Below are 26,103 nucleotides of genomic sequence, written 5' to 3'. Positions count from 1 at the left end.
GATCAGCGACCGGCTCCGTAGGTATCTTCGCGCACGACGCGCGGCGTGATTTCACGCGGATCGATGGTGACCGGTTGATAGATGACGCGGCCCTGCTCAGGGTCGTAGCGCATTTCCACATTGCCCGACAGCGGGAAATCCTTGCGGAACGGATGACCGATGAAGCCGTAATCGGTCAGGATGCGGCGCAGGTCCGGATGGCCTTCGAAGACGATGCCGTACAGGTCGAAGGCTTCGCGCTCGTACCAGCCGACCGCGGGCCAGCAATCGATCAGCGAGGCAACCATGGGGAAGTCGTCGTCCGGCGCCCAGGTGCGGACGCGCAGGCGCCAGTTGTGCGCGATGGACAGCAGGTGGATGGTCACCGCGAAGCGGCCGCGCTGCCCGCGCGCGCCGCCGCGATCATCGGCCGACGGGCGCGTGCCGTTGCCCCAGGTCAGATAGTCGACGCCGCACAGGTCGATACAGGTTTCGAATTGCAGGCCCGCGTCGGTACGCAGGCGGTTGCACGCCGACACCCACTGGGCCGCCGGGACTTCCAGCGTCAGTTCGCCGAGCGCCTCGGTCAATGCGATGGTTTCACCGAACGCGGCGTGCAGATTGGTTTTCAGGGTTTCGAGCCTGGTCATCATCTTCAACGATTAGGTAAGCCGGGACACGCAATGCAGGCGTATGCCCGATCAGCGCGCGATCGTGTTGGTCAGGCGTATCTTGTTCTGCATCTGCAGCAGACCGTAGACCAGCGCTTCGGCCGTGGGCGGACAGCCCGGCACATAGACGTCCACCGGAACGATGCGATCGCAACCACGCACTACGGAGTACGAATAGTGGTAGTACCCGCCGCCGTTGGCGCAGGAACCCATGGAGACGACCCAGCGTGGCTCCGGCATCTGGTCGTACACCTTGCGCAGCGCCGGCGCCATCTTGTTGCACAGCGTGCCGGCGACGATCATCAGATCCGACTGGCGGGGGCTGGGGCGAAAGATGATGCCGAACTGGTCCAGGTCGTAGCGCGCCGCGCCGGCGTGCATCATCTCCACGGCGCAACAGGCCAGACCGAAGGTCATGGGCCACATCGAACCGGTCTTGGCCCAGTTGATGAACTTGTCGGCGCTCGTGGTGATGAAGCCTTGCTTGTGAATGCCTTCTTCAATAGCCATTTTGATCTCTGGTGGCGTGGATGGGATATGAGCGGGTAGGCATCATTCCCAATCGAGCGCGCCTTTCTTCCATTCGTAGATGAAACCCACCGTCAGGACCGCCAGGAAAATCATGACGGTCCAGAAGCCGACCAGACCGACGGTGCCGTGCGCGATGGCCCACGGAAACAGGAACGCGATCTCAAGGTCGAACAGGATGAAAAGGATGGCGACGAGGTAGTAGCGCACGTCGAATTTCATGCGCGCGTCTTCGAAAGCCTCGAATCCGCATTCGTAGGGAGACAATTTCTCCGCGTAGGGACGGCGCGGTCCAAGCAGCGAGCCCGCGGTGATCAGCGCGAAACCGATCAGCGTCGCCACAATGATGAATAGCAGAACGGGGAAATACTGTTGCAGGTTCATTCGGGGCGCGTCCGTGAAATGCTCAAACCTAAGGATTGTAGCATTTGCGCCGTTACTTCCCGCTGAACTCTGTAGCCGGCGGACAGGAATAAAAGGGCGCGGACTGAGGCCGGATGGCAAGGCTCGGCATATCGCAAAAGCCGCGAGAAGCAGCCTGTCGCCGAGACCATAACGATAGCAAAAAACAAAAGGGAAAACAAAAAGCAGAAAACAAAAAAGCCACCCCGAAAGGTGGCTTTGAAAGGCGCGTACGGTATGACCCGCCACGCCCGATATGCTCACGCCACCGGGAAAAATCCCGGCCAGACGAAACACATGCGATGCGGAGCGACGGATCGCCCCGCATCGGGTATTGCTTAGAAGCGGTGGCGGATACCGACGCCGACCAGCGTGCTCTTCAGGCCGTCCACGAAACCGTAGTTGTTCGTGTAGGAACCCAGAGCGTACAGGTTGGTGCGCTTCGACAGGTCGTACGTCACGCCCACGGAGTAGACGTTCATGTTGCTGTCTTCGCCGGCGAAGGCGCCGCTGCCAGCCAGGTACAGGCTGCTGTCCTTGACGTTGGCACGCTGCCACGAACCGAAGACGCTGGTGGCGCCGCCGATCGGAGCCGACACACCCAACATCCACTGCTGCGCCTTGAAGTCGTCGCTGTAGGTGTTGGTGGGCAGCACGCTGCCGTTGCCGGCGGCCGGACCGTTCAGGTCGGGCGAACCGCTGGTGAACAGACCGGTCAGGCTGGTAGCCTGGATCCAGCCGCCCTTGGTTTGGCCGTAGGCAGCCGAGACCTTGACGACTTCGAAGTCGTACGCACCGCCGATCAACCAGGCGCGGATGCGATCGCCACCACCGGTGGTGTCGGCATCAGCCACGGACGTGCTGCGGTTCACTTGGTCGTACGCGGCGGCCAGGTTCAGCGGGCCGTTCACGTAACGCAGACCGGTCGTGATGGCGCGTTGGTTGTTGTTGGTGTTCCAGCTGGTTTGCGAGGAGTTGGTGTCGTCGATATTGAACGAGTAACCAGCGCCAACCTGGAAGCCGCCGAACACGGGCGATTGATACAGGACCATGTTGTCGAAGCGCGTCGTGTTGGACGAGCTGAACACGGTACCGATGTTCGCCATGCCGAAGCCTTCAGCGAACGGATCGATCGAACCGAAGAACTTGGAAGCGACGTTGGTTTGACGGCCGAAGTCCAGTTGGCCCCAGCTGTTGCTGGCCAGACCGATGGTGGCTTGACGACCGAACAGGCGGCCGCCTTGGGCGGAGTTACCGTCGCCCGAGTTGAAGCCCGATTCGATGGTGAACACAGCACGCAGACCGTCACCCAGATCTTCCGAACCACGCAGACCCCAGCGGGAACCGTTTTGCACGCCATTCAGCATGCCAAACTTCGACTGCTTGTCGATACCGTCGACGCCGCGAATGTTCTGGTAGCCGATACCGGTGTCCAGAATCCCGTACAGGGTCACGGACGTTTCTGCCTGGGCCACACCGGCGAAACCGGCGAGCAGGGCGGCAGCGAGCAGAGTCTTTTTCATTTAAGAAATCTCCGTTGATTTGAGTGACAAGAGCAGCAATCCAGCACACCAGCCTGCCGCCCCCCTAACTCCGCGAAGGGAAGTTGACGCTATTGCATCAAAAATCCGGGGGACTGGCTATGGTCGTGCCGCAAAACCACGGCTTTGGGCCGGCGCTGTGTTGGGTCCTTACAACATGACGCCGAGCCGCCCAAGACTTGCGTCCCCGTTTGCCAGGCCCGGCGACAAGAATATCGGGACGGTATCGCCCCCCGAAATGCCGGGATGGCACAGGCAGGAAGGCGGGAACCATCCCCGTCGCGGCGCCACCCCGGCGGCCCGCGACTCAGAAATTCCGCCTTCCCGGAGCGTCAGCGGCCGGCGGCGTAGGCCTGCATCAGCCGCGGGGTCGCCGCGGCGTGCATGATGCCGTCCTCGTCCAGCGACGCGGCGGTCAGGCGGCCGACCGACCAGGCGGGCACTTCCTCGATCACGTGCCCGCGGGCGCGCAGGGCGTCGATCGCTTCCTTGCCGAAGGAAGCCTCCAGGGCCAGATGGCCGGGCTTGCGATCGCGGGGATAGAAGGAACTCGGGAAATGCATGGTGTGCGACATGGGCTGGTCGACGGCTTCCTGCAGGTTCAGCCCGTGATGGACGTGGCGCAGGAACAGCTGCAGCTGCCATTGCTCCTGCTGGTCGCCCCCGGGCGTGCCGAACACCATATAGGGACGCCCGTCGCGCAGGGCCAGGGACGGCGTCAGCGTCGTGCGCGGGCGCTTGCGCGGCGCCAGGGTGCCGGGCAGCCCCGGTTCCAGCCAGAACATCTGCGCGCGCGTGGTCAGGCCGAAACCCAGATCGGGAATGACGGGCGAGGACTGGAACCAGCCGCCGGACGGCGTGGCGGCGACCATATTGCCCCAGCGGTCGATGACGTCCACGTGGGTGGTGTCGCCGCGCTTGACCGAGGCGGAGGCGCGCATGTCGGCCATGGTCGGTTCATTGGTGGGCGCGCCGGCCTGCGTCACGCGGGACAGGCGCCGCAAGACGTCCATCATGCGCGCGTGCTGGGCTTCGTAGCCCGGCAGCACGCCGGGACGCAGCTCGTGCGACGCCCGCTCGCCGATCAGCCCGCGACGCGGCGCGTTGTAGGCCTCGGACAGCAACTGCGCCAAGGGCACGTCGACGAAGGCCGGGTCGCCGTAGTAGATCTCGCGATCGGCGAAGGCCAGCTTCATCGCCTCGGTCAGGATATGCACGAACTCCGGGCTGGACGGGCCCATGGCGTCCAAGCCAGCCCCTTTCAGCAAGGCCAGGGTCTGCAGGAACACCGGCCCCTGGCTCCAGGCGCCGGCCTTGGCGACGGTGTAGTTCTGGTAGTCGTAGGTCAGCGGCGATTCATAGGTGGCCGACCACGCCGCCAGATCGTCCGCGGTGATGACGCCGGCATGGGGCGTTCCGCTTTCGTCCATGCAGGGCTGGCGAACGAACCGGTCGATCGCTTCGGCGACGAAGCCGCGGTAGAAGGTGTCGCGCGCCGCTTCGATCTGCTGCTGGCGGTCGGCGCCGGCCGCTTCGGCCTCGCGCAATACGCGCTGCCAGGTCTGGGCGAGGCGCGGATTACGGAACAGCTTGCGGGCGGCCGGCACGTTGCCGCCGGGCAGGTAGATTTCGGCCGTGGTGGGCCAGTTCTGCTCGAAGAAGGCCTTCAGGCCGGCGATAGTGTTGGAGATGCGCGGCATCAGCGCATGGCCGCTTTCCGCGTAGTAGATGGCCGGTTCGAGGACGTCGCGCAGGCGCATGGTGCCATGGTCGCGCAGCAGCAGCATCCATGCATCGAAGGAGCCGGGGACGACGGCCGGCAACAGCCCGTTGCCTGGGATAAGGTCCAGTCCTTCCGCGCGGAAGCGATCCAGGGTGGCCGCGGCCGGCGTGGTGCCCTGGCCGCACAGTACCTCTACCCTGCCCCGGGCGGCGGAATGGAAGACGATGGGGACTTCGCCGGCCGGGCCGACCAGATGGGGCTCGACCACCTGCAGGACGAAGGCGGTGGCGACGCAGGCGTCGAAGGCGTTGCCGCCCCGCTCCAGCATGGCCATCCCGGCGGCGGTGGCCAGGTAGTGCGTCGAAGTGACGACGCCGAAGGTGCCCAGGATTTCCGGGCGCGTGGTGAACATCATGTCGGTCTCCCGGCCGCCCCGCGCGCAACCGCGGCGCGGCCGTACACGTTTATTGGGGCGGGGACCGGACGGGGCCGACCACCGATGTCGGTTGAAGCGATGACCGGCGGGCACCGGTCATCGCCGGGATGCGGCCGGTGGCCGGACCGGCCGCCGGCGCGCCTGGGCTCAGATCACTTGGCCGCCATGGTCACGCCTTTGAGGCGGATCAGGCCATCCGGATAAGCCACGAAACCTTGCACCTTCTTCTGCACGCCGAAGGTCCAGGGCAGGTAGAACAGGTAGATGATGGGATCTTCGGCGTGCATGATGTCCATCACTTTGCCGTACAGCACCTTGCGCTTGGCCTCGTCCGGCTCGGCGCGGGCCTCGTTCAGCAGTTTGTCCGCCTCGGCATTGCTGAACTTGCCGTCGTTCAGGCTGCCCTTGGTATGCATGTACTGATAGATATTGCCGCTGGGGTCGACACGGCCGGACCAGCCGCTCTGCCCGGCCTCGAAGTCGCCACGGGCCAGGGCGGATTGCAGCGCGGCGAATTCGACCGGCTTCAGGGAAATGTCGAAACCCGCCTCGGCGCCCATGGCCTGGATCAGTTCGTACACCTGTTGCATGGTGGTGTTGTTGCCGAAGGTGATCTCCAGCTTGACGCGATCGAAGCCGGCTTCCTTGAGCAAGGCCTTGGCCTTCTTGGGATCGCGGCCGCTGCGCTCCAAGCGCTTGTCGTAGGCGAAGCTGGCCGGCGGGAAAGGCTGATAGGCGGGCTGGAACATGCCCTCGCCCACCACCTGGTTGATGGCGTCGCGGTCGATGGCCAGGTCCAGCGCTTCGCGCACGCGCTTGTCCTTGGCGAACGGGGTATTGGCCCGGGCACCGTTGGCCAGGTTGAAGGAGAACGATTGATAGCCCAGGCCGGTGACCGGCGCCAGGCGCAGGCTGGAGTCGTCCTTGACGGCCTTGGCGTCCGAGGGCGCGACGCGCTCGATGATATTCAGGTCACCGGCGCGCAGGTTGTTCACCCGGACCGTGGCGTCGGGGATGGGGGTGAAGATCACGCGGTCGAAGTGGTAGTCGGCGGCATCCCAGTATTGCGGGAATTTCTCCAGCACGATGCGGTCGTTCTGCACGCGCTCCTTGAATTTGTAGGGACCGGAACAAACCGGCTTGCTGCCGGGGTCCTTGTCGAAGGATGCGGGTGAAATCATCATGCCGGCGCGATCGGACAGCTGGGACAGCAGCGATGCGTCGGGCTCGGTCAGGTGCAGGACGACGGTCTCGGCATCCGGGGCGTCCACGCTGGCCAGCGTGACGAGTTCGCTCTTGCGGTTGCTGTCCGGCAGCGTGCGGGCGCGGTCCAGATTGGCCTTGACGGATGCGGCGTCGATCGGCGTGCCATCGTGATAGACGGCGCCCTTGCGCAGTTTCAGCGTCAAGGTTTTGCCGTCGGCGCTGGTGGACCAGGACATGGCCAGTTGCGGGACGATCTTCAGGTCGGGCGTGATGTCGACCAGCTTGTCGCACAGCGAAGCGAACACGATGCGGCCGACGAAGGTGCGGGCCCGCGCCGGGTCCAGTACGTCGGGATCGTCCTGCAGGCCGATACGCAGGGTGGATTGCGCCATCGCGGCGCTGCTGGCGAGCAGACCAGCCAGCGTCATGGCCAGGCAGAGTTTACGCATGAGACTTCTCCAGATTGCGAGCCAGCCGCGCGCCGCGCATGGCGTACAGGCCGCCGATAGATCAAAGCGGGCATTGTATCCAAGCTTGATATATCAAGGCCTTTAATTACACGCTTTATTTACGCCGTGCGCGGGCGCCCTCCATGCGCCGGGCGTCGGCTCAGGGCCGCGCGGCCTTGCCTTGCCGCGGTCGGCCGCCCCGCGGCTTATCGTCGCCGGCGTTGGCCGGAGCATCGTCCGATCGGCCCCGCTCCATCCGGGGGCCGTCCGAAAAGCTGAACACCCCTTTGGCGACCAGTTCGGCGCATTCCGCCTTGACGATTTCGGTGAACAGGGCGATGCCTGGGTTGGCCCGGCCATCCCGGCGCACCGCCAGCATCAGCAGGCGGTTCAGCTGCACGCCGCTGACCTCGGTTAGCGCGACGGTGCGCGCCTCGCGCTGGCGGCTGAACACCGATACCGGCATCACGGTGGCCCAGCGCCCCTGCATCACCAGTTCGCTGATCGACTCCACTGAGTCGATCTCCGCATGGACGTTCAGGCGGCCGCCGACGACGCCCAGCTGGCGCTCCATCAGGTTGCGATGGAAGCGCGTCATCAGCAGCGGAATGTCCGCCAGTTCGGCGATGGTGACGGTGGCGGGAAAGCGACGCGGCGCGGCGGTGATCAGCGCGAAGGGCTCGCTATAGAGATGATGCAGGGCGAAATCGCGCGATCCGTCGGGATTGGTCAGGAAGGCGACGTCGACCAGGCCGCGCTCCAGCCAATCCGAAAGAATCGGCGTGAAGGACTCGCGCAGCGCGATACGGAAGCCGCCGAGGGCGCTGTCGCAGCGCTCGAACAGGCCCGGCAGCAGTACCCGCCCCAGGGTCGGCGAGGCGCCCACCGTGATGGTGGACTGGCCCATCTGGGCGCGCGCGGTCAGCTGGGTCTTGACCTGTTCCGCTTCCGCCAGGATGCGGCGCGCCGCCTCGCACAGCGCGGCGCCTTCCTGCGTGAGCAAGGCGCCCCGGGCGCTACGCCGCAAAAGCGTCACGCCCAGTTCGCTTTCGAGTTCGCGCACATGGCGGCTGAGCGCCGGCTGGGCGATCCGGACCAGGGCCGCCGCCGCGGTAAAGCTGCCCGTATCGGCGATGGCGACGAAATAGCGCAGGGCTTTCAGGTTCATGGCCGCAGTCTAGAACACTTTGTTATGGCCGCACAGGAAAACAGCATTGGCCGCCCAAGGACCGGCTACATATACTTCAAGTCCCCAGTTCAAAGTGATATGGCAGGACGCAGATCCTGGACTTTCGATGCCTCAAGAAACCACCGCCATCCGGGTGCCCGCCGCCCAACTCCAGGATTTCATCGCCCGCACACTTTCCGCGGTCGGCATGCCCGCGGCCGACGCCCGCGTGGTGGGCGGCATCATGGCCGAAGCCGATGCGCGCGGCGCCGACGCGCACGGCATCTTCCGCCTGCCGCCGTACATCAAGCGCATCCGTTCCGGCGGCATGAATATGCGGCCCGATATCCGTATCGTGAAGGAACGCGCGGGCTCCGCGCTGCTCGACGGCGACAACGGCATCGGCCACCTGATCATGAAGAAAGCGGCCGACCTGGCCGTACAGAAGGCGCGCAACACCGGGGTCGCGTGGGTGGGCGCCCGCATGAGCAACCATGCCGGCCCGGCCGGCATCTACGCCCGCATGCCGCTGCAACACGGCATGATCGGCATCTATATGGCCGTGGGCAGCGCCAACCATATGCCGCCCTGGGGCGGCACGGAGATGCTGCTCTCCACCAATCCCATCGCCATCGCGGTGCCTGGCCATACGCGCCCCCCTATCGTGCTGGACATGGCGACCACCAATGCCGCCTACGGCAAGGTCAAGGCCAAGGCACAGCGGGGCGAAATGATGCCGGAAGGCTGGATGGTGGGACGCGACGGCAAGCCGCTGCTGGATCCGAAGCGATCCAACGAAGGATTCCTGCTGCCCATCGGCGGCGCCAAGGGCTACGGCCTGGCGATGATGTTCGGCCTGCTGGCCGGTACGCTGAACGGCGCGGCCTTCGGCAAGGACGTGGTCGACTTCAACCAGGATTACGCCACCACCACCAATACGGGCCATACCGTGATCGCCGTGGACGTGGAAGCATTCATGCCATTGCGCGAGTTCGAGGAGCAGGTGGACGACATCTGGGCGCAGATGAAGTCCTCGCCGATGCTGCCCGGTTGGGATGAGATCCGCCTGCCGGGCGAACAGTCGCACCGCACCTATGAAGAACGCATGGCCAACGGCGTGCCCATCCATGCGGAGCTGCGCGCGGCGTTGGACGCGCTGGCGGAAAGCGTAAACGTGGCGCCGCTGGGCGCGTGACGAACGGTCGGGATCGAGCCGTGTGGGTGGGATGACGGGCGCGAAGCGGACCGAGGCGCCCGCGGTACGGAGCGTGCGCACAGTGCCCCGGTGCCGGGTCGCGGTTAACGAACGCAGGAGGTGACGCATGCAGCTCGCTCGCATCAGCCTCGCCGGCGCACTGGGGGCCGCCGCCATGCTTTGCGCGGCGATCGCGCTGCCGGCGGCGGCGGAAACCAACGCCGGCCAGATCAGGCCGAGCGCCGATAAGCCGTTTGTCGCGACCGCGGTCGCCACCTTCGACGAACCCTGGGCGATCGCCTTCCTGCCGCCCGCCGACGCGGCCGACGCGCGCATGCTCATCACCGAGAAGCCCGGCCGGATGTTCCTGGTCGATGCAAGGGGTCGCAAGATTCCGGTGGCGGGCGTGCCCAAGGTGGCGTACGGCGGCCAGAACGGCCTGCTCGACGTCGCGGCGGCGCCGGACTACGCCGCCAGCCACGTTATCTACTTCACCTATCTGGAACCGGGCGCGGGCGGCAGCGGCCTGGCGCTGGCGCGCGCCACGCTGGAGCAAAGCGGCGGTGCGGCGGCGCTGCGGAATCTGTCGGTGATCTGGCGGCAGACCCCCAAGGGTTCGGGGGGCCAGCCCGGCGGCATCATTGCCTTCGCCCCGGACGGCAAGCATCTTTTCCTGACCTCGGGCGACCGCATGCGGCCCGATACGGCGCAGGATCCCGACCAGGCGCTGGGCAAGGTACTGCGCTTGAATCTGGACGGCGGCACGCCGCCCGACAACCCCTGGGCGGCGTCGGGCGGCGTCCGCGCGCAGACCTGGACGACCGGCCATCGCAACCCCTACGGGCTGGCGTTCGCGCCGGACGGCCGGCTGTGGATGGACGAGATGGGACCGATGGGCGGCGACGAACTGAACCTGATCGTCGCCGGCCGCAATTACGGCTGGCCCCTGGTATCGAACGGCGACAACTACAACGGCACGCCCATCCCCCGCCACGCCACCCGGCCCGACCTCGCGCCACCGGTGATCTATTGGACGCCGGTGATCGCGCCGGCGGGACTGGCGTTCTACAGCGGATCGATGTTTCCGGAATGGCGCGGATCGGCGTTTATCGGCGGCCTGCGGGCCCGTGCGCTCGCGCGGATCGTATTCGACGACAAGGGTGGCGCGAAGGAAGCGGATCTCTGGGACATGGGCCAGCGCATCCGCGACGTGGCCGTGGCCCCGGACGGCGCGCTATGGGTGATCGAGGACGGCCCCGGAGGCCGCCTGCTGCGTCTCACGCCGAAACGATAGGCCGCCCGGGACGGGGGCCGTCGCCACATCGAACGATAGGCCGCGCCAGACGGCCGTACCGCATAAGCAAAGGAGAAGTCGATGAAAAGAAAGTCTCTTCATGCATCGCCATGCGCAATCGCCAGGACGCTGGACTGTATCGGCGATTGGTGGACATTGCTGATCCTGCGCGACGCGTTCAAAGGCATCGGGCGTTTCAATGCCATCCAGAAGAGCTTGGGGATACCACGCAACATTCTGACGGCGCGGCTGCGCATGCTGGTTGATCGGGGCATCCTGGCGATCGCGCCGGCCTCCGATGGCAGCGTTTATCAGGAATACGTCATGACCGAACGCGGCCGGGACCTGGTGCCCGTGCTGGCCGCGCTGCGCGATTGGGGCGAGCGGCACGCTTGCACGCTGGATGATGCGTCGGTGGACGACGCGGCGATGGGAGATGCGGCGCGGGAAGGCGCCGCCCCGCAAGGGGCCGTGTTGCCGGCACTGCCGGGCAACGCGGCGCGCCATGCCCTCGCCGGCGCCGCGCAGGCGCCGGAAGCGCAACTGACCCCGAACTAGCCTCGAATCAGCCTCGAACTAGCCTCGAATCAGCCTCGAATCAGCCTCGAACTGGCGGCGACGCGGAGAGGCGGCCGCGATGCCAGGGCGGCGCCCAGGCCCCGGAGACGCGGACGCCGGGGGAGGACGCGGGGGGTGAACCGGCGCGAGGCCCGGGCCTGGGAATGGCGCTTGCTCTGCCGTTGACCTTTTGGTCATGGCGCCGGCGGTTTCGCGGCGCCCGCTTCCCGGTATGCGCATGAGCGAATTCTTCAAGGCAGGCCTGGTCTGCATCCTCGTTTCCCTTTTCATCCATAGCCCCGCCATGGCGCAGAGCGCCGCGCCGGCCTCGCCGGGCCACCCGACGGCGCACGACGCGCAGGCGGCGAATGCCGTGAACGCGGCGGCGGCGCGGCAGGCGATCACCCCGGCCGATGCCAGGCGCACGGTCGACATCCTGCGCGACGATGCGCGGCGCGCCGAGCTGATCAATGTCCTGAATACCATCGCGGTCGCCGCGCCGGCGGCGTCGGGATCGCCGCCCGCCAGCGCCACGCCGGCGGCGCCTGCCGCGCCGCCGGGCAGCCAGACCGCATCCGACGACAAGCCGGATACCATCGTGCCGCTCGAAAGCGGCGGCCTGATGGCTCGCATGCTGCGCAGCCTGGACAACTGGATGGACAACTTCACCGCCCAGATGAGCGAAGCCGCGCAGGCCGTGCAGGAAATCCCCCTGCTGATAGCGAACTCCCGCGCGGTGAGCACCGACGCCGGCCAGCGCCTGCTGGGCCTGCTCACCCTGTCATTGCTCGCCGCCTTCGCCATCGGACTGCTCCTGGAATGGGGCCTGCATGGCGCCCTGCGCCGGCCGCGGATGGCCTTGCAGGAACACGCCAACCGGCTGGCCAGGCGCCATGCCGCCGCGGCGGACACCGTGCGCGCAAACACACCGGCAACCCAAAAAGAAGAGACGCCACTGGCCGACACGCCGCCCGATGCGGCACAGGCCGGATTGGCGCCTCCATCCGACGACGTCGCCGTCATCCAGACGCATCGCGACGGCGTGGATCATGTCGAAACCGTGCGGGTAGGCAAGCAGAACGCCGCCGGCGCGACACCGCCGCCTGCCACGGACAATGACGCAACGCCCGCGCAGCCGCGAGAAGCACGCGACACCACATGGGAGCAGCAATCGCGCCACCACTGGCGCACCTTGAGCAATCTGCCCTACGCGATCGGCGCGCTCATACTGGAAATCCTGCCCATCGCGCTGTTCTTCATCGCGGCCAGCCTGGCCCTGCGCTACATGACCGCCGACCACCTGCGCGTTCGCGAGGCGGTCGCCGGCTTCATCCAGGCCTATGTCGCGCTGCGGCTGACCATGGCGGTGGTGCGGCTGCTGGTCTCGCCGGCCGGGCAAGGACTGCGGCTCCTGGACGTTACGCCCGCGACAGCGCGCCTGCTGCTGACCTGGGTGCGCTGGATTGCCGGCCTGGCGCTGTTCGGCGTGGCCATCGCCGACACCATCCCGCTGCTGGGCACCGCCCCCGCCCTGCGCATGGCTTTCCTGAAAGCGGTCTCCCTGCTGGTGCACCTGAGCGCCGTCGTACTGATCCTGAAGCTGCGCCGTCCGATCCGTCAGGCCTTGCGCGCCGCGCCGCACGCCACCGGCCCCCTGGCTGTCGCGCGCAACTGGCTCGCCGACGCGTGGGCGGCGATCGCCATCGTGCTGGTGATGGGCGTGTGGGTGATATGGGCCATGGGCGTCCAGGACGGCTTCCCCAAGCTGATCCACTTTATCCTGATGTCGGCGGTGGTGCTGGTGGGCGCGCGCCTGCTGGCCATCCTGATTCTGGGCAGCCTGGGCCGGCTGTTTGCCACCGCCAACCATGGCAACCAGGATGGGAACGACACCCAGGCCAGCGGCGTCACGCGCCTGTCGGAACGCTACTATCCGTGGACGCGCGGCCTCGTCTCGCTGGTACTGATCCTGTGCACCATAGTCGCCCTGTTCGAGGCCTGGGGCCTCGACGCGCTGGGCTGGTTCGCCAGCGGGACGCTGGGCCGCAGCCTGGCGTCGGCGGTCACGACCATCGTCATCGCCATTATCGTCGCCATCCTGATCTGGGAAGCCGCGCAATACGCGGTCGAGCGCCGGCTGGCCCGTTGGACGCGGCGCGGCGACGCCGTGCGCGCCGCGCGCCTGCGTACCCTGCTGCCCATGCTGCGCACGGCGCTATTCATCGTCGTGGCCCTGATCGTCGGCCTGACCGCGCTGAACGAGATCGGCATCAATACGACGCCGCTGCTGGCCGGCGCCAGCATCATCGGCGTGGCGGTAGGCTTCGGCTCGCAGAAGCTGGTGCAGGATTTCATCACCGGCATATTCCTGCTGATGGAAAACGCCATGCGCGTGGGCGACTGGGTGACCGTCGCCGGCGTATCGGGCAGCGTCGAATACCTGTCGATACGCACCGTGCGCCTGCGCGGCGGCGACGGGGCGCTGTACATCGTGCCTTTCAGTTCGGTCTCGACGGTGAGCAATAGCAATCGCGGCATCGGCAACGCGGCGGTGCGCATCAGCGTCGCCTATGACACCGATATCGATATGGTGGTGCGCGAACTCAAGCAGATCGGCGCGTCGCTACGCGAGGACGCCAGCTTCAAGGACCAGATCCTGAACGATATCGAGGTCTGGGGCGTGGATTCGGTGGATGGCTCGATGGTGACCCTGGTCGGCCAGATGCGCTGCAGCGACAAAGGCCGCTGGGGCGTGCAGCGGGAAATCAACCGCCGCATCCTGGAACGCTTCCGCGAACTGGGCATCGAGATCGCCAACCCGCGCGCCAGCCTCTTGCTGCCGACCGACAGCTCGCCGCTGGCCGTGCCCACCGGCCAGGAAACACAGCCCGCCCAAGGCAGCCAACGCCAGGGCGATGGTGCTGGCGCCGGTACCGGCCAGGCGCGCAGGCAGACGTGATACAGCGCTATTCCGGCATCGCCCGCGCGGCCGCGCGGGCGAGCGGATCGTCGCTGGCCGCCAGACCGGCCGCGACGCCGGCGCGGTCCTCCGGATTGCGGTTCTGGCTCATCTTGCGCTTGGCGTCGATACGCACTATGGGCAGCCGCACGCCGACTATGCCGCGCAGCATGGCGGCGATGTAATCCGCCGGCGCATCCGACACCGCCCAGGGCGCTTCGCGGGTCGACTCCTGACGATCGGTCAAGCCGGAAACCACCCGCAGCAGGCGTTCGGCGTCGTCGAAGAATTCCACCGGACCGTAGGCATGCACCGCGACGTAGTTCCAGGTCGGCACGACCTTGCCGTCGCGCTGCTTGCTGGCGTACCAGGACGGGGTGACGTAGGCGTCGGGCCCCATGAAAATCGCCAGCGCTTCGCCCTCGACCGGCGCCCGCCAATGCGGGTTCGCGCGAGCCATGTGGCCATACAGGACCCCTTGCTCGCCTTCGTCCGCCGCCAGCAGCATGGGCAGCGGCGTGGCGATCAGGCCGTCCGCCCCGTGGGTTACCAGCTGGACCAGGCGCGCTTCCCGCATGACGCGATGGATGGCGGACAGGTCTTCTTCGCGAAACGCGGGCGGTACGTACATAGTGGGCTCCCGAGGATGCGCCATTATGTCGCAATCCGCCCGCCGCCACCGCGGCTTACGACAGCCGGGTGGTTATGGCCTTGGTCTCCAGGTAGTTGTTCAACACCGCCTGGCCCATCTCGCGGCCCCATCCCGATTGCTTGTAGCCGCCGAACGGCAAGGCGGCGTCGAACACGTGGTAGCAATTGATCCACACCGTTCCGGCGCGCAAGCGGTTGGCGATACTCATGGCACGGCCTTCGCTGCCCGACCAAACGCCGGCCGCCAGCCCGTACACCGTGTTGTTGGCCTGCGCGATCAGGGCGTCGTCGACTTCGTCGAAAGGCGTGGCCACCAGCACCGGACCGAAGATTTCTTCCTGCACCACCTTCATGTCCGGCCTGGTATCCACCAGAATGGTCGGCTCGACGAAGTAGCCGCCGCCGCCCAGGCCCTTGCCGCCGCAAACCGCGCGGGCGCCTTGCGTCTTGCCGGACTCCAGATACCCCGTCACGCGCTCGTACTGCACCTGCGACACCAGCGGTCCCATCTGGGTGCTTTCAAGCAGGCCGTGGCCCAGCGTGATTTTGCTGGCCTGCTCGGCGATGCCCTCCACCACCTTGTCGAAGATATTGCGCTGCACGTACAGGCGGGAGCCGGCATTGCAGCATTGCCCGTGGTTGAAGAATATGGCGGCGGCCGCGCCGGGGATGGCAATGTCCAGGTCGGCATCGCCCAGGACGATGTTGGGAGACTTGCCGCCCAACTCCAGGCTGACTTTCTTCAGGTCGCGCGAAGCGGCCTGCACGATCAGCTTGCCCACTTCCGTCGACCCGGTGAATGCCACTTTATCGACGCCGGGATGGGCGGCGAGCGCGGCGCCCGCGGTTTCCCCAAAGCCGGGAATGATGTTGACGACGCCGGCGGGCAACTCCGCTTCCAGCAGCAGTTCGCCCAGGCGCAAGGCGGACAGCGGCGTTTCTTCCGCGATCTTCAGTACCACGGTGCAGCCCGTGGCCAGGGCCGGGGCCAGCTTCCACGCCGCCATCAGCAGGGGGAAATTCCATGGAATGATCTGCCCCACCACGCCTATGGGCTCGGGCCGGGTCATCGATACGAATTCCATGCCGGGCGCCGCCAGGGCCGATATGGGTATGGTCTTGCCCTCTATCTTGGTGGTCCATCCGGACATGTAGTGGAACATGTCGGCCGACAGCACGACGTCGGCGACCCGCGCGACCGACTTCGGCTTGCCGTTGTCGATGGCTTCGAGTTCGGCCAGTTCGTCGGCATGCTGCAGGATCAGGTCGCCGATACGGTGAATCATTCTTCCGCGCGCCGACGCCGTCATGCGTGCCCACGGACCGCTTTCGAAAGCACGGCGCGCGGCCTGCACCGCCGCATCGACGTCGGCCTTGTCGCCTTCGGCGACCTGGGCAATGACTTCTCCCGTGGCCGGGTCATGCACCTGGAATGTCTTGCCCGATTTCGCCTGCACCCATTTCCCGTCGATCAGCATGGGCCGCGGCTGCGACAGCCACTTTTCCACGCCTGGCGATAGAGCGGGACGGGTCTTCAAGTCTGCTGGACTGTTCATGATGGTCTCCTGGATGGGATCGCTGCGGAATCCCCTTCTGGCGCGGGTGCCGCGCGGGCCCGTATCCGGATGGGGTCGGGCCTCTACGAGGGGTATAACGCCCGACGGGGCGCGCGCACAATCCCGCCCCCTTTATGCGTCAGGGCCGATACCAGGTTCATGAAGATCGAGACGGCGGGCGCCGGGACAGGCACCACGCCCATGCGGCCAGGCCCGGAAGCGGGCCGCCGCGCACCACCTTCGGGCACGCCGCCCTACAGCGCCGTACCGAGCACCCGGTCCACGGTATCGACCATCAGCGTCAGGTCGAAAGGCTTGGCGATGAAGGCGGAGTAATGCGGGCAGGCCTTGACGATGGACTCTTCGGGCAAGCCGCTCATCACAATGACCGGGACTTCTTCCAGATAAGCGTTGTCGCGCATGGCGGTCAGCAGCGACGCGCCGCCCATGCCGGGCATCATTACGTCGGATACCACCAGGTCCGGCTGGACCTCCAGCATCCTCGTCAACGCCGTCAAACCGTCGTTCTCGACGTACACCGTGTGGCCGGCGCCGCTGAGCGCGTCATGCACCACTCTCGCGAGCGATGCCTCGTCGTCCACCACCATGATTTTTGCCATATCCACTACTCCGTGCGCGCGATGCGCGTCCGCTGTGTTCCTGCACCCGACCGCGCCCTTGGCTCGCGCGGATCGAATCTCGACCGAAGGAATACGTATGCAAGCGCCGTGCCTGGCAGGGCCGCTCCGGGCGGCCGCGTAAGATACCCGGAACCCGAATTCCGGGATAACGATCCCGCTCCAGCGCCCCATGCCATACGCCCTGCTGGCCGACCTTGTCCTGATCCTTCACGCCTTTTTCGTGATCTGGGTGATATTCGGCGCATTCGCGGCGTTCTGGAAGCCTTGGTTGATCTGGTTGCATTTGCCGGCCCTGCTGTGGGGCGCGACCATCGCAGGGATGGGGTGGATCTGTCCGCTGACGCCCCTGGAAAACGCGCTGCGTTCGCAGGCCGGGCTGCAGCCCTACGGTGGCGACTTTATCCAGCACTACCTGACCGCCATGATTTATCCGCGCGGGCTGAGCCGCGAAGTGCAGGCAAGCCTCGCGGTCCTGCTGGTGGTGGGCAATGTGCTGCTGTACGCCCTGCTGTTTCGGCGCAGGCGGCACAGCGATTGCTAAAATCCGGCCCGATGCCCCACTCTGTCCGGCCCCTTCGCATTGATTCCGGCACGCGCTTGCTGCTGTGCCTGCTTCTGCTCGCCGTCGGCCTGCGGGCCATGATACCCGTGGGCTATATGCCGGATACCGCCGCGTTGCGGCACGGCGTGGTACGCATCAGTCTGTGCACCTCGACGGGGGCCGTGTCGGTCCTGCAGTTGCTGCGCGGCGGCCTGCCGGATGGCCAGCCGGCGGTTAGCCGCCCGACAGATAGCCCGCCGGATAGCCCGCCGGCGCCTGGCCACGGCCATGCGGGCGAATCGCACGCGCGCATGGCCATGTCCGGCATGGCGCACGACGGCCACGGCCATCAATCGGACTCCGACCACATGGCCGGGTCCGAATGCCCCTTCTGGGCCTCCGCCCATCTGGCCGCGGACCTGCCCTCCCTGGCGCTGACGCCGTTCCTGGCGGCCGTCCGCGACGTAGCCGTGCGCTTCGCCGCGCCGGCCGCGCTGCCGCCTTTGCCGCCCGCCGGCCCGCCGCTGGGCTCGCGCGCACCGCCTACGGCCTGACGATCCAAGCCTCCACCGCAGTCCGCGCGCACGCGGGACTGCGCTCGTCTGTCTGAAGCACAGGTGCACACCATGCCCGATACTCCTTACCGCGGCGCGTCCGCGCGCGCCGGCGCTGCCCGGCCCGCGGCCGCCACCGCATTGATGGCGCTCATCACGCGCCTGCATTTCTACGTCGGCCTTTTCGTCGGCCCCTTCATCCTGGTCGCCGCGGTGACCGGTACGCTGTTCGTACTCACCCCGCAGATCGAGAACCGCCTGTATGCGGACCAGCTGTACAGCGATGCCACCGGTCCCGCGCATACGCTGACCGAACAGATCGCCGCCGCGCGCGCTGTCATCGGCCCCGAAGCCAGGCTGGCCGCGATCCGGCCCGCCTCCACGCCAGGCACCACGACGCGCGTCATGTTCAGCCAGCCGGGGCTGCAGGATTCGGAGCATCGCGCGATATTCATCGATCCCGTGACCCTGGCCGTCAAGGGCGACCTGAACGTTTACGGCACCAGCGGCACCCTGCCCTTGCGCACCGCCCTGGACACCCTGCACCGCAACCTGATGCTGGGCGACCTGGGCCGCAATTACAGCGAGCTGGCCGCGTCGTGGCTGTGGTTCGCCGCGCTGGGCGGAATCGTGCTGTGGGCCTATGGCCGCCGCCGCACCGCCGCGCCGGCCGTGGCCCGGTCCAGCGCGAGCGGCGGCCGGCTACGCCTGCGGCGCGTCCACAGCCTGATCGGCCTATGGATCGCCATCGGCCTGTTCTTCCTGTCGGCCACCGGGCTGACCTGGTCGCGCTGGGCTGGCGGCAACATCAATGTAGTGCGACAGGAACTGGGCTGGGTCACGCCGGGGCTGGCGACCAGCCTGAAACCGGGTGGCGACGCAATGCCGGCAGGCGGCGAACACGCGGAGCATATGGGGCATGGCGGCCACGCCATGACCATGGGCGCGCCCGGAACGGGCGATTCCATGAACATGCCGTCGATGGGAGCGACGCCTGCCGATCCCGCATCGAAGGACGCGACGCCCTCCCGCGCCGGGCCGACGGCCTACGAAACGCAGTTCGACCGCGTCGTCGCCACTGCCCGCGCGGCGGGAATCGACGCCAACGACATCGAAGTCCGCCCGCCGCGCAAGGCCGATCAGGCGTGGACGGTACGCGAAGTGGACCGTTCCTGGCCCACGCAGGTCGATGCGGTCGCCATCGATGGCCGCGACATGTCCATTGTCAGCCGCGCCGATTTCGCCAACTTCCCGCTGGTGGCCAAACTGATCCGCTGGGGCATCGACACGCATATGGGCATCCTGTTCGGCTGGCCCAATCAGTTGCTGATGGCGGCCTTCGGCATCGCCCTGAGCACCATGATCGTGCTCGGCTACGCCATGTGGTGGCGACGCCGGCCAGCGCCCGGTTCGCCCGTGCTGACGGTCACGCAGGCCTGGAGCCGCCTGCCCGGCGCGCAACGCGGCATCGCGGTGCTGCTGGCGGCGGCGCTGGGATGGAGCCTGCCGCTCATGGGCCTCAGTTTCCTGGCCTTTCTGCTGGTCGATGTGCTGCGCTGGCGGCTTGCCGCGGCCGAGCCGTCGGCCGCGCGTCGCGCTCTACGTCCTTGAGGACGTCGACGAAGGCGCGCAGGCCCGCCGGCACCAGCCGGTGGCCGGGGTAGTACAGATAGTGGCCACCGAAGGGCGGCATGCTGAAGAGCGATGTGAAGTACCGCTTGGTGATCGACATGGCGACGATCTGAATCGGCATGCGGCCCTGTCCTTACAATGGCCGGATCGTTTACAAGGAGCAGGCCGCATGGAACCGGAATTCTGGCTGGAGCGCTGGCGCGAGGGCCGCACGCATTTCCATCAAACCCGCATCACGCCGCCGCTGGAGCGTTTCTGGCCCACGCTGGATATCGCGCCGGGCAGCCGCGTGCTGGTGCCCTTGTGCGGCAAATCGCTGGACATGCTGTGGCTGGCGGAGCGCGGCTTGCATGTGCTGGGCGTTGAGCTTTCACCGCTGGCCGTGCAGCAATTTTTCGATGAAAACGGCCTGGCGGCGCAGGCGCGGCAGTCCCCGATGGGCGAGCATTACAGCGCTCGCCACGGCGCCGGCAATATCGAAATCATTTGCGGCGATATCTTCAAGGTCGATGCGGATACCTTGCGCGATTGCACCGGCGTCTTCGATCGCGCCGCCCTGGTCGCGCTGCCGCGCGATATGCGCGCGCCGTACGTGCGGCACGTCTACGGCCAGCTCGCCGACGACTACCAGGGCTTGCTCGTTACCCTGGACTATCCGCAGGCCGAAATGGATGGCCCGCCTTTCTGCGTCGATGACGACGAAGTTCAAGCCCTGTATGCCGGCCACTCCGTGGCCGAACTGATCTATCGGCGCGACATCCTGGCGCTCGAACCGAAATTCCAGAAAGCCGGCGTCAGCAGATTGGACGCGCTCGCGTACCGCCTGCGGCGGCGCCGCTGAGACCGCCGCGCGGCCGTATCGCCGCCAGGCCCGTACCCGCGCCCCCTTGGTCCGGCGGGCCCGCCGCTTGCGCCAGCTCGCGCGTTCATCCACAGATGAGCTAACCTTTGCGGAGCCCGCCCGACCGACCACAAGCTGAAGGCGGGGCACACCAACATGCTAGGGAGGGTACAGGCATGGCCAATTCCATCGACAAACCGGTGGTCCTGGTGCTGATGGGCGTATCCGGCTGCGGCAAGACCACCGTGGCCGCCATTCTTTCGGGCCGGCTGGATTGGCCTTTCGAAGAAGGCGACGCCCTGCACCCCCAATCCAATATCGACAAGATGCACGCGGGCCACCCGCTGACCGACGAGGACCGCGCCCCCTGGCTGGAAAAAGTCGCGCAATGGGTGGAAGAGCGCCTCGATGCCGGCGAAAACGGCCTGATCACCTGCTCGGCGCTGAAGCGTCCCTACCGCGACATCATCAACCGGCGCGGCCATGGCGTGGAGTTCGTATATCTGGCCGGCTCCAAGCAAACCATTGCCGCCCGCCTTGCCGCGCGCCATGGTCATTTCATGCCGCCCACCCTGCTGGACAGCCAGTTCGAGGCCTTGCAGGAACCCACGGCCGACGAGCCCGCCATCCGCGTGGATATCGGACCCGCGCCCTCGGTCATCGCCAACACCATCGTCCAAACGCTGGGCCTGACTACAACAACAGCAAAAAAGGAGAACCCATGAGCCCGTCCACCGTTTTGACGTCCCACGATACCCAGGTCCTGGTCGTCGCCGCCATCGGCATCGTGCTGCTGGTGGTGTTGATCGTATGGCTGAAACTGCATGCCTTTATCGCGCTGACCATAGGCGCATTGTTCGTGGGCGTCGGTTCGGGCATCCCGCTGGAAAAAGTCACCGCGTCGTATGAAGCCGGGGTCGGCGGCGTCCTGGGCTACGTCGGCGTGCTGATCGCGCTAGGGGCCATGCTGGGCAAGCTGCTGGCCGATTCGGGCGGCGCCGACCAGGTGGTGGAGCGCATCCTGCGCGGCCGGCCCGCGGCCCTGCCGTGGAAGATGGCACTGGTCGCCAGCATCATCGGCATCCCCATGTTTTTCGAGATCGGCCTGGTGCTGCTGATCCCCGTCGTCATGCTGGCCGTCCATAAATCGAAGGGGCCGGCCATGCGGCTGGGGATTCCGGCGCTGGCGGGCCTTTCGGTGCTGCACGGCTTCATTCCGCCGCACCCCGGCCCGCTGGCCGCCATCGCGATCCTGCATGCCGACGTGGGCCTGACCCTGGCGCTGGGCCTGCTGATCGCCATTCCCACGGTCGCCGTGGGCGGCCCCTTGTTCGGCCTGCTCGCCGCGCGCCTGGTGCCTGTCGGCGCCGCCGGCGCCGGCCTGGCCGTGACCGGCTCGGACCGCAAGGCCGCCGCCCCGGCCGAAGGCCGGAATGCCGCGAACGCGGCTCAAGAGGTCGACGAAGCCGACGCGAAGTCCGCGCGCAGCCCGTCGTTCACCGTCACCCTGATCACCCTGCTTTCCCCCATCGTGCTAATGCTGATCAAGGCCGGCGCGGACATCTGGATGGACAAGGACGCGCCGGCGCGCCATGTGCTGGACTTCATCGGCGACCCGGTGTTCGCGCTGCTGATCGCGGTTCTGCTGGCCATGGTGACCTTCGGCACATCGGTCGGTTTCAACATCTCGGTGCTGGGCAAGAAGATCGCCGCCAGCCTGCTGCCGGTGGTCGGCGTGATGCTGATCGTCGGCGCCGGCGGCGGCTTCAAGCAGGCGCTGGTCGACGGCGGCACCGGCGCGGCCATCGCCAAGATCGCCCTTGCCACCGGCCTGTCGACACTGGTGCTGGGCTGGATCGTCGCGGTCCTGATCCGCCTGGCCACCGGTTCCGCCACCGTCGCCACCGTCACGGCGGCCGGCATCGTGGCGCCGCTGGCCGGCAATCTGCCGCCCAATCACCTGTCCCTGGTCGTGCTGGCGATCGGCGCCGGTTCGCTGTTCTTCTCCCACGTCAACGATGCCGGTTTCTGGCTGGTCAAAGAGTATTTCGGCCTGACCGTGGGCCAGACCATCAAGAGCTGGTCGTTCATGGAAACCATCCTGGCCGTCATGGGCCTGATCCTGACCTATGGTCTGTCGCTGGTCATGTAGGCGCGCCATGCCGCGGGCTGCACCGACATAGTGCAGCCCGCGGCAACCCTGTCCGGCCTCGTGCCCGCGGTGTCGGAATCCCACGACAAGGGCAAACGCGGCTATCCTCCCCCGCCGGGCTGCGTTATAACCACTAGAATCATAAGATTGCAAAACGTACGAACGCCTGCCCTTGCCCGGGCGGGCCGCGGCGCGGGATCGCGCCCAACATGGGAAACGCGGCAAGGCGCCGCGGTTTTGGCCTGGGATGAAGCGTCATATCTTTTTCCGCTTGCTGGCGCGCCTCAAGGTCGGCCGCAAGCTGCTGTTGATCTATCTGCTCGATCTGAGCGCCGTCGTCTTCATTAGCGGCATCCTGATCCACGAAAAGTACCTGTCCATCGATTTTTCCAACAAGGAGATCCTGGGCAGCGCGTACGTGGCGACGGTGCGCGATGCATTGATCGACGTATCGCTGGCCAGCACGGGACATGGCGTCGCGCCGGCCAGCCTGGCGCGCACCGTCGACGCGCTGGCCGACGCGCAGGACCGCTACGGCGCCCGCATGGAAAGCGCGCGCCTGAACGAGAACCTGCGGCTGGCCCTGATAGGCATGGACTCCGCTCCGCGGCCGGGCCAGCCTGCCATCGACCGTGCCATGGACGCCGGCCGCGCCTTGATCACGCGGGTCGGCAACCAGTCCAACCTCATCCTCGACCCGGACCTGGACAGCTACTATGCAATGTCGCTTTCCATCCTGCGCTATCCCGCGCTGCTGGAGGCGCTGCATGGCATAGGCAGGCTGCTGGCGGGCGGCGACGCGACGATACGCTCGCGCGACGACGCCCGCGCCCGCTACCTGCTGCTGGAGGGGCAGCTCGACGCCGTGCTGCAAGGCCTGCGTTCCGACTTCTCCGAAGGGCGTGCCGCCAACCGCGAGCTGGGACGCGCGATCGAACCGGGAATCGAGAATCTGCTGGCCGCGATCGACGCCTATCGTCAGGCCGCCCGCATGGCGCTGGACGGCGGCGACATCGGCGGCGCCCGGGACGCGCAGCGCGGCGTCGTCACAGCCGTGGAAGACGTGTGGGGCACCACGAGCGGGTACCTGGACACCCTGCTGCATTCCCGGGTGCGCGGCCTGTACTCGCGCATGTGGCTGCACCTGGGCACCGCGCTGTTCCTGCTGTTCTGCATCCTGGGCATGGTGTATTTCGTCGCGCAGCAGATCTCCCGCCCGCTGCGCCATCTGGCGCGCGTCATGGATCGCGTAAGGCGCACCGGCGACCACACGCAGCGCGCCTCGTGGGACAGCCAGGACGAAATCGGCCAGCTGGTGCGCGGTTTCAATGAAATGCTGGGGCAGCTGGACCGGGAGCGCGACGTCCAGAAGGAAATGGCCGCCACCGCCCGCGCCGCCGCCGCGCAGCAATCGCTGGTGGAAGCCACGCCCGTGCCTATGATGGTCACCGCGGTGCCCGGCCATGAAGTGCTGCATGCCAATCAGCCGGCCCTGGCCTGGCTGGGCGGACGCACGGTGGACCCCTGGATGCACGGCATGGAATCGGCCGTGCGCGCACGCTTCTTCCAGCAACTGTCCGACCATGATGCCGTCGATGAATTCGAGGTCTTGTGGAAGGCCGGCGCCGAGCCTACCTGGGCCATGCTGTCGGCGCGGCGCCTGCAATTCCAGGGCCGCGATGCCGTCCTGACGGCATTCACGCCGATCAACCAGATCAAGCTGATGGAGCAGCGCCTGGAGCTATGGGCCAAGGTCTTCGAGGCCTCTTCCGAGGCCATCCTGATCCTGGACGCCAACCGCACCCTGCTCAGCGCCAATGCCTCTTTTTACCGGTCTACCGGCTTTTCCACGGCCGACGTCGCCGGCAGGACGCCGGACTTCATCCTGGCCGACCATGCCAGCGTGCCCTTGCTGAAGAACCTGACGTCCGACCTGGAGCGCGCCAGCACCTGGAGCGGCGAAGCGCAGGTGCGGCGGCGCCAGGGCGGCGATTTTCCAGCCTGGCTGATGGTCAACGCGGTGCGCGACAAGGGCGCGGTGGTATCGCACTACATCTGCACTGTCATCGACATCACCGATCGCAAGAAAAGCGAGGCACGCATCCGCTTCCTGGCGGAACACGACGTACTGACGCAACTGCCCAATCGCGCGCTGTTCACCAAGGAGCTGGGCCGCGCGCTGGAGGACGGACCGCGCACCGAGCGGCGCTGCGCGGTCCTGTTCATCGACCTGGACCGTTTCAAGGACATCAACGATTCGCTGGGCCATCACATCGGCGACGGCCTGCTGAAATCCGTATCGCGCCGCCTGCTGCAGGCCGTGCGTGGACGCGATACCGTCAGCCGCCTGGGCGGCGACGAATTCACCATCATATTGGCCGACGTGGGCACGCGCGCCGACGTCGAGCAGCTTATCTCCGATCGCCTGATTCCCCTGGTGCGCGAGCCGCACGAGATCGGCGGCGTCACCTTGCAGGTGTCGTGCAGCGTGGGCGTGGCGATGTATCCGGACGACGGCGCCGACATCGATACGCTGATGCAGAACGCCGACGCGGCCATGTATCAGGCCAAGGCGGGCGGACGCAACCAGTTCAAGTTCTTTTCGCCGGACATGGCGGAGCGCGCGCGCATGCGGCTGGCGATCGAGGCCGGGCTGCGCACCGCCGTGGCACACAGCGAACTATCGCTGGTCTTCCAGCCCTGCATCGATGCCTCCACCGGCGCCACCGTGGGCGCGGAGGCGCTGTTGCGCTGGACCAATCCGCAACTGGGCAGCGTACCGCCGGCGCGCTTCATTCCCATCGCCGAAGAAACCCGCCTGATCATCCCCATCGGCGCCTGGGTCATCGAAGAAACCTGCCGCCACCTGGCGGCGTGGCGCGCCCAGGGCATGGGCGACCTGCGCATCTCCATCAACCTCTCCGCCATCCAGTTGCGCGAACCGGAACTGCTGGACACCTTGCGCGCCAGCCTGGCCGAACACAAGATCGCGGGTGAATGGCTGGAGCTCGAAATCACCGAAACGGTGCTCATGGGCCAGACGGAGAGCTATCTGGATGCCATCCATGCCCTGCGGGCCTTGGGGGTGCGGTTGTCGCTGGATGACTTCGGCACCGGCTATTCCAGCCTGAGCTACCTGAACCGCTTTCCGCTGGATCGCCTGAAGATCGACAAGACCTTCGTGCGCGACATGATAGATGCGCCGGCGGACATCGCCGTGGTCAAGGCCATCATCGAACTGGGCCACGAATTGGGATTGCGTGTCGTGGCGGAAGGCGTGGAAAGCGAACAGGAGGCGACGACGCTGCGCCGCATAGGCTGTGACCAGCTGCAAGGCTATCTGTACGGGCGGCCCATGCCCGGCGCGCAGTTGCCCGAGTGGGTGGCGGCGCGCGAACGCGAGCCGGCGTGGGCGGCGGCGTAGGC

At 66.7% G+C, this 26,103-nt stretch carries 21 protein-coding genes; 11 read left to right on the top strand and 10 right to left on the bottom strand.

Annotated features, from left to right (window positions below):
- Window positions 1-2: 2 nt before the first annotated feature.
- The 7 genes from ACNA0R_RS23580 to ACNA0R_RS23550 form a co-directional block, all read right to left on the bottom strand.
- Window positions 3-632, bottom strand: coding sequence for an NADH-quinone oxidoreductase subunit C (locus tag ACNA0R_RS23580; RefSeq protein ID WP_415828503.1), 630 nt, complete (start codon window positions 630-632; stop codon window positions 3-5).
- Window positions 633-680: 48 nt separating this feature from the next.
- Complete coding sequence (locus ACNA0R_RS23575) at window positions 681-1,160, bottom strand: NuoB/complex I 20 kDa subunit family protein (protein ID WP_066353485.1); 480 nt, start codon at window positions 1,158-1,160, stop codon at window positions 681-683.
- Between the two features lie 42 nt (window positions 1,161-1,202).
- Window positions 1,203-1,562: an NADH-quinone oxidoreductase subunit A gene (locus ACNA0R_RS23570; protein ID WP_415828502.1), complete on the bottom strand. Its 360-nt coding sequence runs from the start codon at window positions 1,560-1,562 to the stop codon at window positions 1,203-1,205.
- 356 nt (window positions 1,563-1,918) lie between these two features.
- Window positions 1,919-3,103, bottom strand: coding sequence for a porin (locus tag ACNA0R_RS23565; protein WP_415828501.1), 1,185 nt, complete (start codon window positions 3,101-3,103; stop codon window positions 1,919-1,921).
- Between the two features lie 350 nt (window positions 3,104-3,453).
- A complete protein-coding gene (locus ACNA0R_RS23560) occupies window positions 3,454-5,256 on the bottom strand; it encodes a gamma-glutamyltransferase family protein (protein ID WP_415828575.1) in 1,803 nt (600 codons plus the stop codon).
- Window positions 5,257-5,432: 176 nt separating this feature from the next.
- Window positions 5,433-6,935 (bottom strand): ABC transporter substrate-binding protein, encoded by a 1,503-nt coding sequence (locus tag ACNA0R_RS23555; protein WP_415828500.1) that lies wholly within the window; start codon window positions 6,933-6,935, stop codon window positions 5,433-5,435.
- A gap of 160 nt (window positions 6,936-7,095) precedes the next feature.
- On the bottom strand, window positions 7,096-8,103 hold the full coding sequence (locus ACNA0R_RS23550; RefSeq protein WP_415828499.1) for a LysR family transcriptional regulator: 1,008 nt from the start codon (window positions 8,101-8,103) through the stop codon (window positions 7,096-7,098).
- A gap of 127 nt (window positions 8,104-8,230) precedes the next feature.
- On the opposite strand from ACNA0R_RS23550, the gene ACNA0R_RS23545 reads away from it, so the two are divergent.
- The 4 genes from ACNA0R_RS23545 (at window position 8,231) to ACNA0R_RS23530 (ending at window position 14,109) form a co-directional block, all read left to right on the top strand.
- A complete protein-coding gene (locus tag ACNA0R_RS23545; RefSeq protein ID WP_415828498.1) occupies window positions 8,231-9,298 on the top strand; it encodes an Ldh family oxidoreductase in 1,068 nt (355 codons plus the stop codon).
- 127 nt (window positions 9,299-9,425) lie between these two features.
- Window positions 9,426-10,592 (top strand): PQQ-dependent sugar dehydrogenase, encoded by a 1,167-nt coding sequence (locus ACNA0R_RS23540; RefSeq protein WP_415828497.1) that lies wholly within the window; start codon window positions 9,426-9,428, stop codon window positions 10,590-10,592.
- 81 nt (window positions 10,593-10,673) lie between these two features.
- Window positions 10,674-11,150 (top strand): winged helix-turn-helix transcriptional regulator, encoded by a 477-nt coding sequence (locus tag ACNA0R_RS23535; RefSeq protein WP_415828496.1) that lies wholly within the window; start codon window positions 10,674-10,676, stop codon window positions 11,148-11,150.
- A 238-nt stretch (window positions 11,151-11,388) separates the two neighbouring features.
- Window positions 11,389-14,109, top strand: coding sequence for a mechanosensitive ion channel domain-containing protein (locus tag ACNA0R_RS23530; protein WP_415828495.1), 2,721 nt, complete (start codon window positions 11,389-11,391; stop codon window positions 14,107-14,109).
- 7 nt (window positions 14,110-14,116) lie between these two features.
- Here ACNA0R_RS23530 and ACNA0R_RS23525 read toward each other — a convergent pair whose 3' ends face one another.
- The 3 genes from ACNA0R_RS23525 to ACNA0R_RS23515 form a co-directional block, all read right to left on the bottom strand.
- Window positions 14,117-14,740 (bottom strand): FMN-binding negative transcriptional regulator, encoded by a 624-nt coding sequence (locus ACNA0R_RS23525; RefSeq protein WP_415828494.1) that lies wholly within the window; start codon window positions 14,738-14,740, stop codon window positions 14,117-14,119.
- Between the two features lie 55 nt (window positions 14,741-14,795).
- Window positions 14,796-16,316 (bottom strand): aldehyde dehydrogenase family protein, encoded by a 1,521-nt coding sequence (locus tag ACNA0R_RS23520; RefSeq protein ID WP_415828493.1) that lies wholly within the window; start codon window positions 16,314-16,316, stop codon window positions 14,796-14,798.
- A gap of 254 nt (window positions 16,317-16,570) precedes the next feature.
- Window positions 16,571-16,936 (bottom strand): response regulator, encoded by a 366-nt coding sequence (locus tag ACNA0R_RS23515; RefSeq protein ID WP_415828492.1) that lies wholly within the window; start codon window positions 16,934-16,936, stop codon window positions 16,571-16,573.
- 190 nt (window positions 16,937-17,126) lie between these two features.
- On the opposite strand from ACNA0R_RS23515, the gene ACNA0R_RS23510 reads away from it, so the two are divergent.
- The 7 genes from ACNA0R_RS23510 (at window position 17,127) to ACNA0R_RS23480 (ending at window position 26,101) form a co-directional block, all read left to right on the top strand.
- Entirely contained in the window at window positions 17,127-17,498 is a 372-nt protein-coding gene (locus ACNA0R_RS23510) for a DUF2784 domain-containing protein (RefSeq protein WP_415828491.1), read from the top strand.
- A gap of 56 nt (window positions 17,499-17,554) precedes the next feature.
- Window positions 17,555-18,052 carry a DUF2946 family protein gene (locus ACNA0R_RS23505; protein WP_415828490.1) on the top strand — a complete coding sequence of 166 codons (498 nt, stop codon included), beginning with the start codon at window positions 17,555-17,557 and terminating at the stop codon, window positions 18,050-18,052.
- A gap of 72 nt (window positions 18,053-18,124) precedes the next feature.
- The gene (locus tag ACNA0R_RS23500; protein ID WP_415828489.1) at window positions 18,125-19,663 is read left to right on the top strand and encodes a PepSY-associated TM helix domain-containing protein; all 1,539 of its coding nucleotides are present in this window, start codon (window positions 18,125-18,127) and stop codon (window positions 19,661-19,663) included.
- Between the two features lie 190 nt (window positions 19,664-19,853).
- Window positions 19,854-20,525: a thiopurine S-methyltransferase gene (locus ACNA0R_RS23495; protein ID WP_415828488.1), complete on the top strand. Its 672-nt coding sequence runs from the start codon at window positions 19,854-19,856 to the stop codon at window positions 20,523-20,525.
- A gap of 176 nt (window positions 20,526-20,701) precedes the next feature.
- Window positions 20,702-21,250: a gluconokinase gene (locus ACNA0R_RS23490; protein WP_415828487.1), complete on the top strand. Its 549-nt coding sequence runs from the start codon at window positions 20,702-20,704 to the stop codon at window positions 21,248-21,250.
- Window positions 21,247-22,677 carry a GntT/GntP/DsdX family permease gene (locus ACNA0R_RS23485; protein ID WP_415828486.1) on the top strand — a complete coding sequence of 477 codons (1,431 nt, stop codon included), beginning with the start codon at window positions 21,247-21,249 and terminating at the stop codon, window positions 22,675-22,677. Before ACNA0R_RS23490 ends, ACNA0R_RS23485 begins: the two co-directional genes overlap by 4 nt.
- A gap of 247 nt (window positions 22,678-22,924) precedes the next feature.
- A complete protein-coding gene (locus ACNA0R_RS23480; RefSeq protein ID WP_415828485.1) occupies window positions 22,925-26,101 on the top strand; it encodes an EAL domain-containing protein in 3,177 nt (1,058 codons plus the stop codon).
- The last annotated feature ends 2 nt before the right edge of the window (window positions 26,102-26,103 follow it).

Origin of the sequence: Bordetella sputigena (assembly GCF_965137885.1) — a bacterium.
GTDB lineage: Bacteria > Pseudomonadota > Gammaproteobacteria > Burkholderiales > Burkholderiaceae_B > Bordetella_C > Bordetella_C sputigena.
This window is presented reverse-complemented; position numbering and strand designations above follow the sequence as displayed.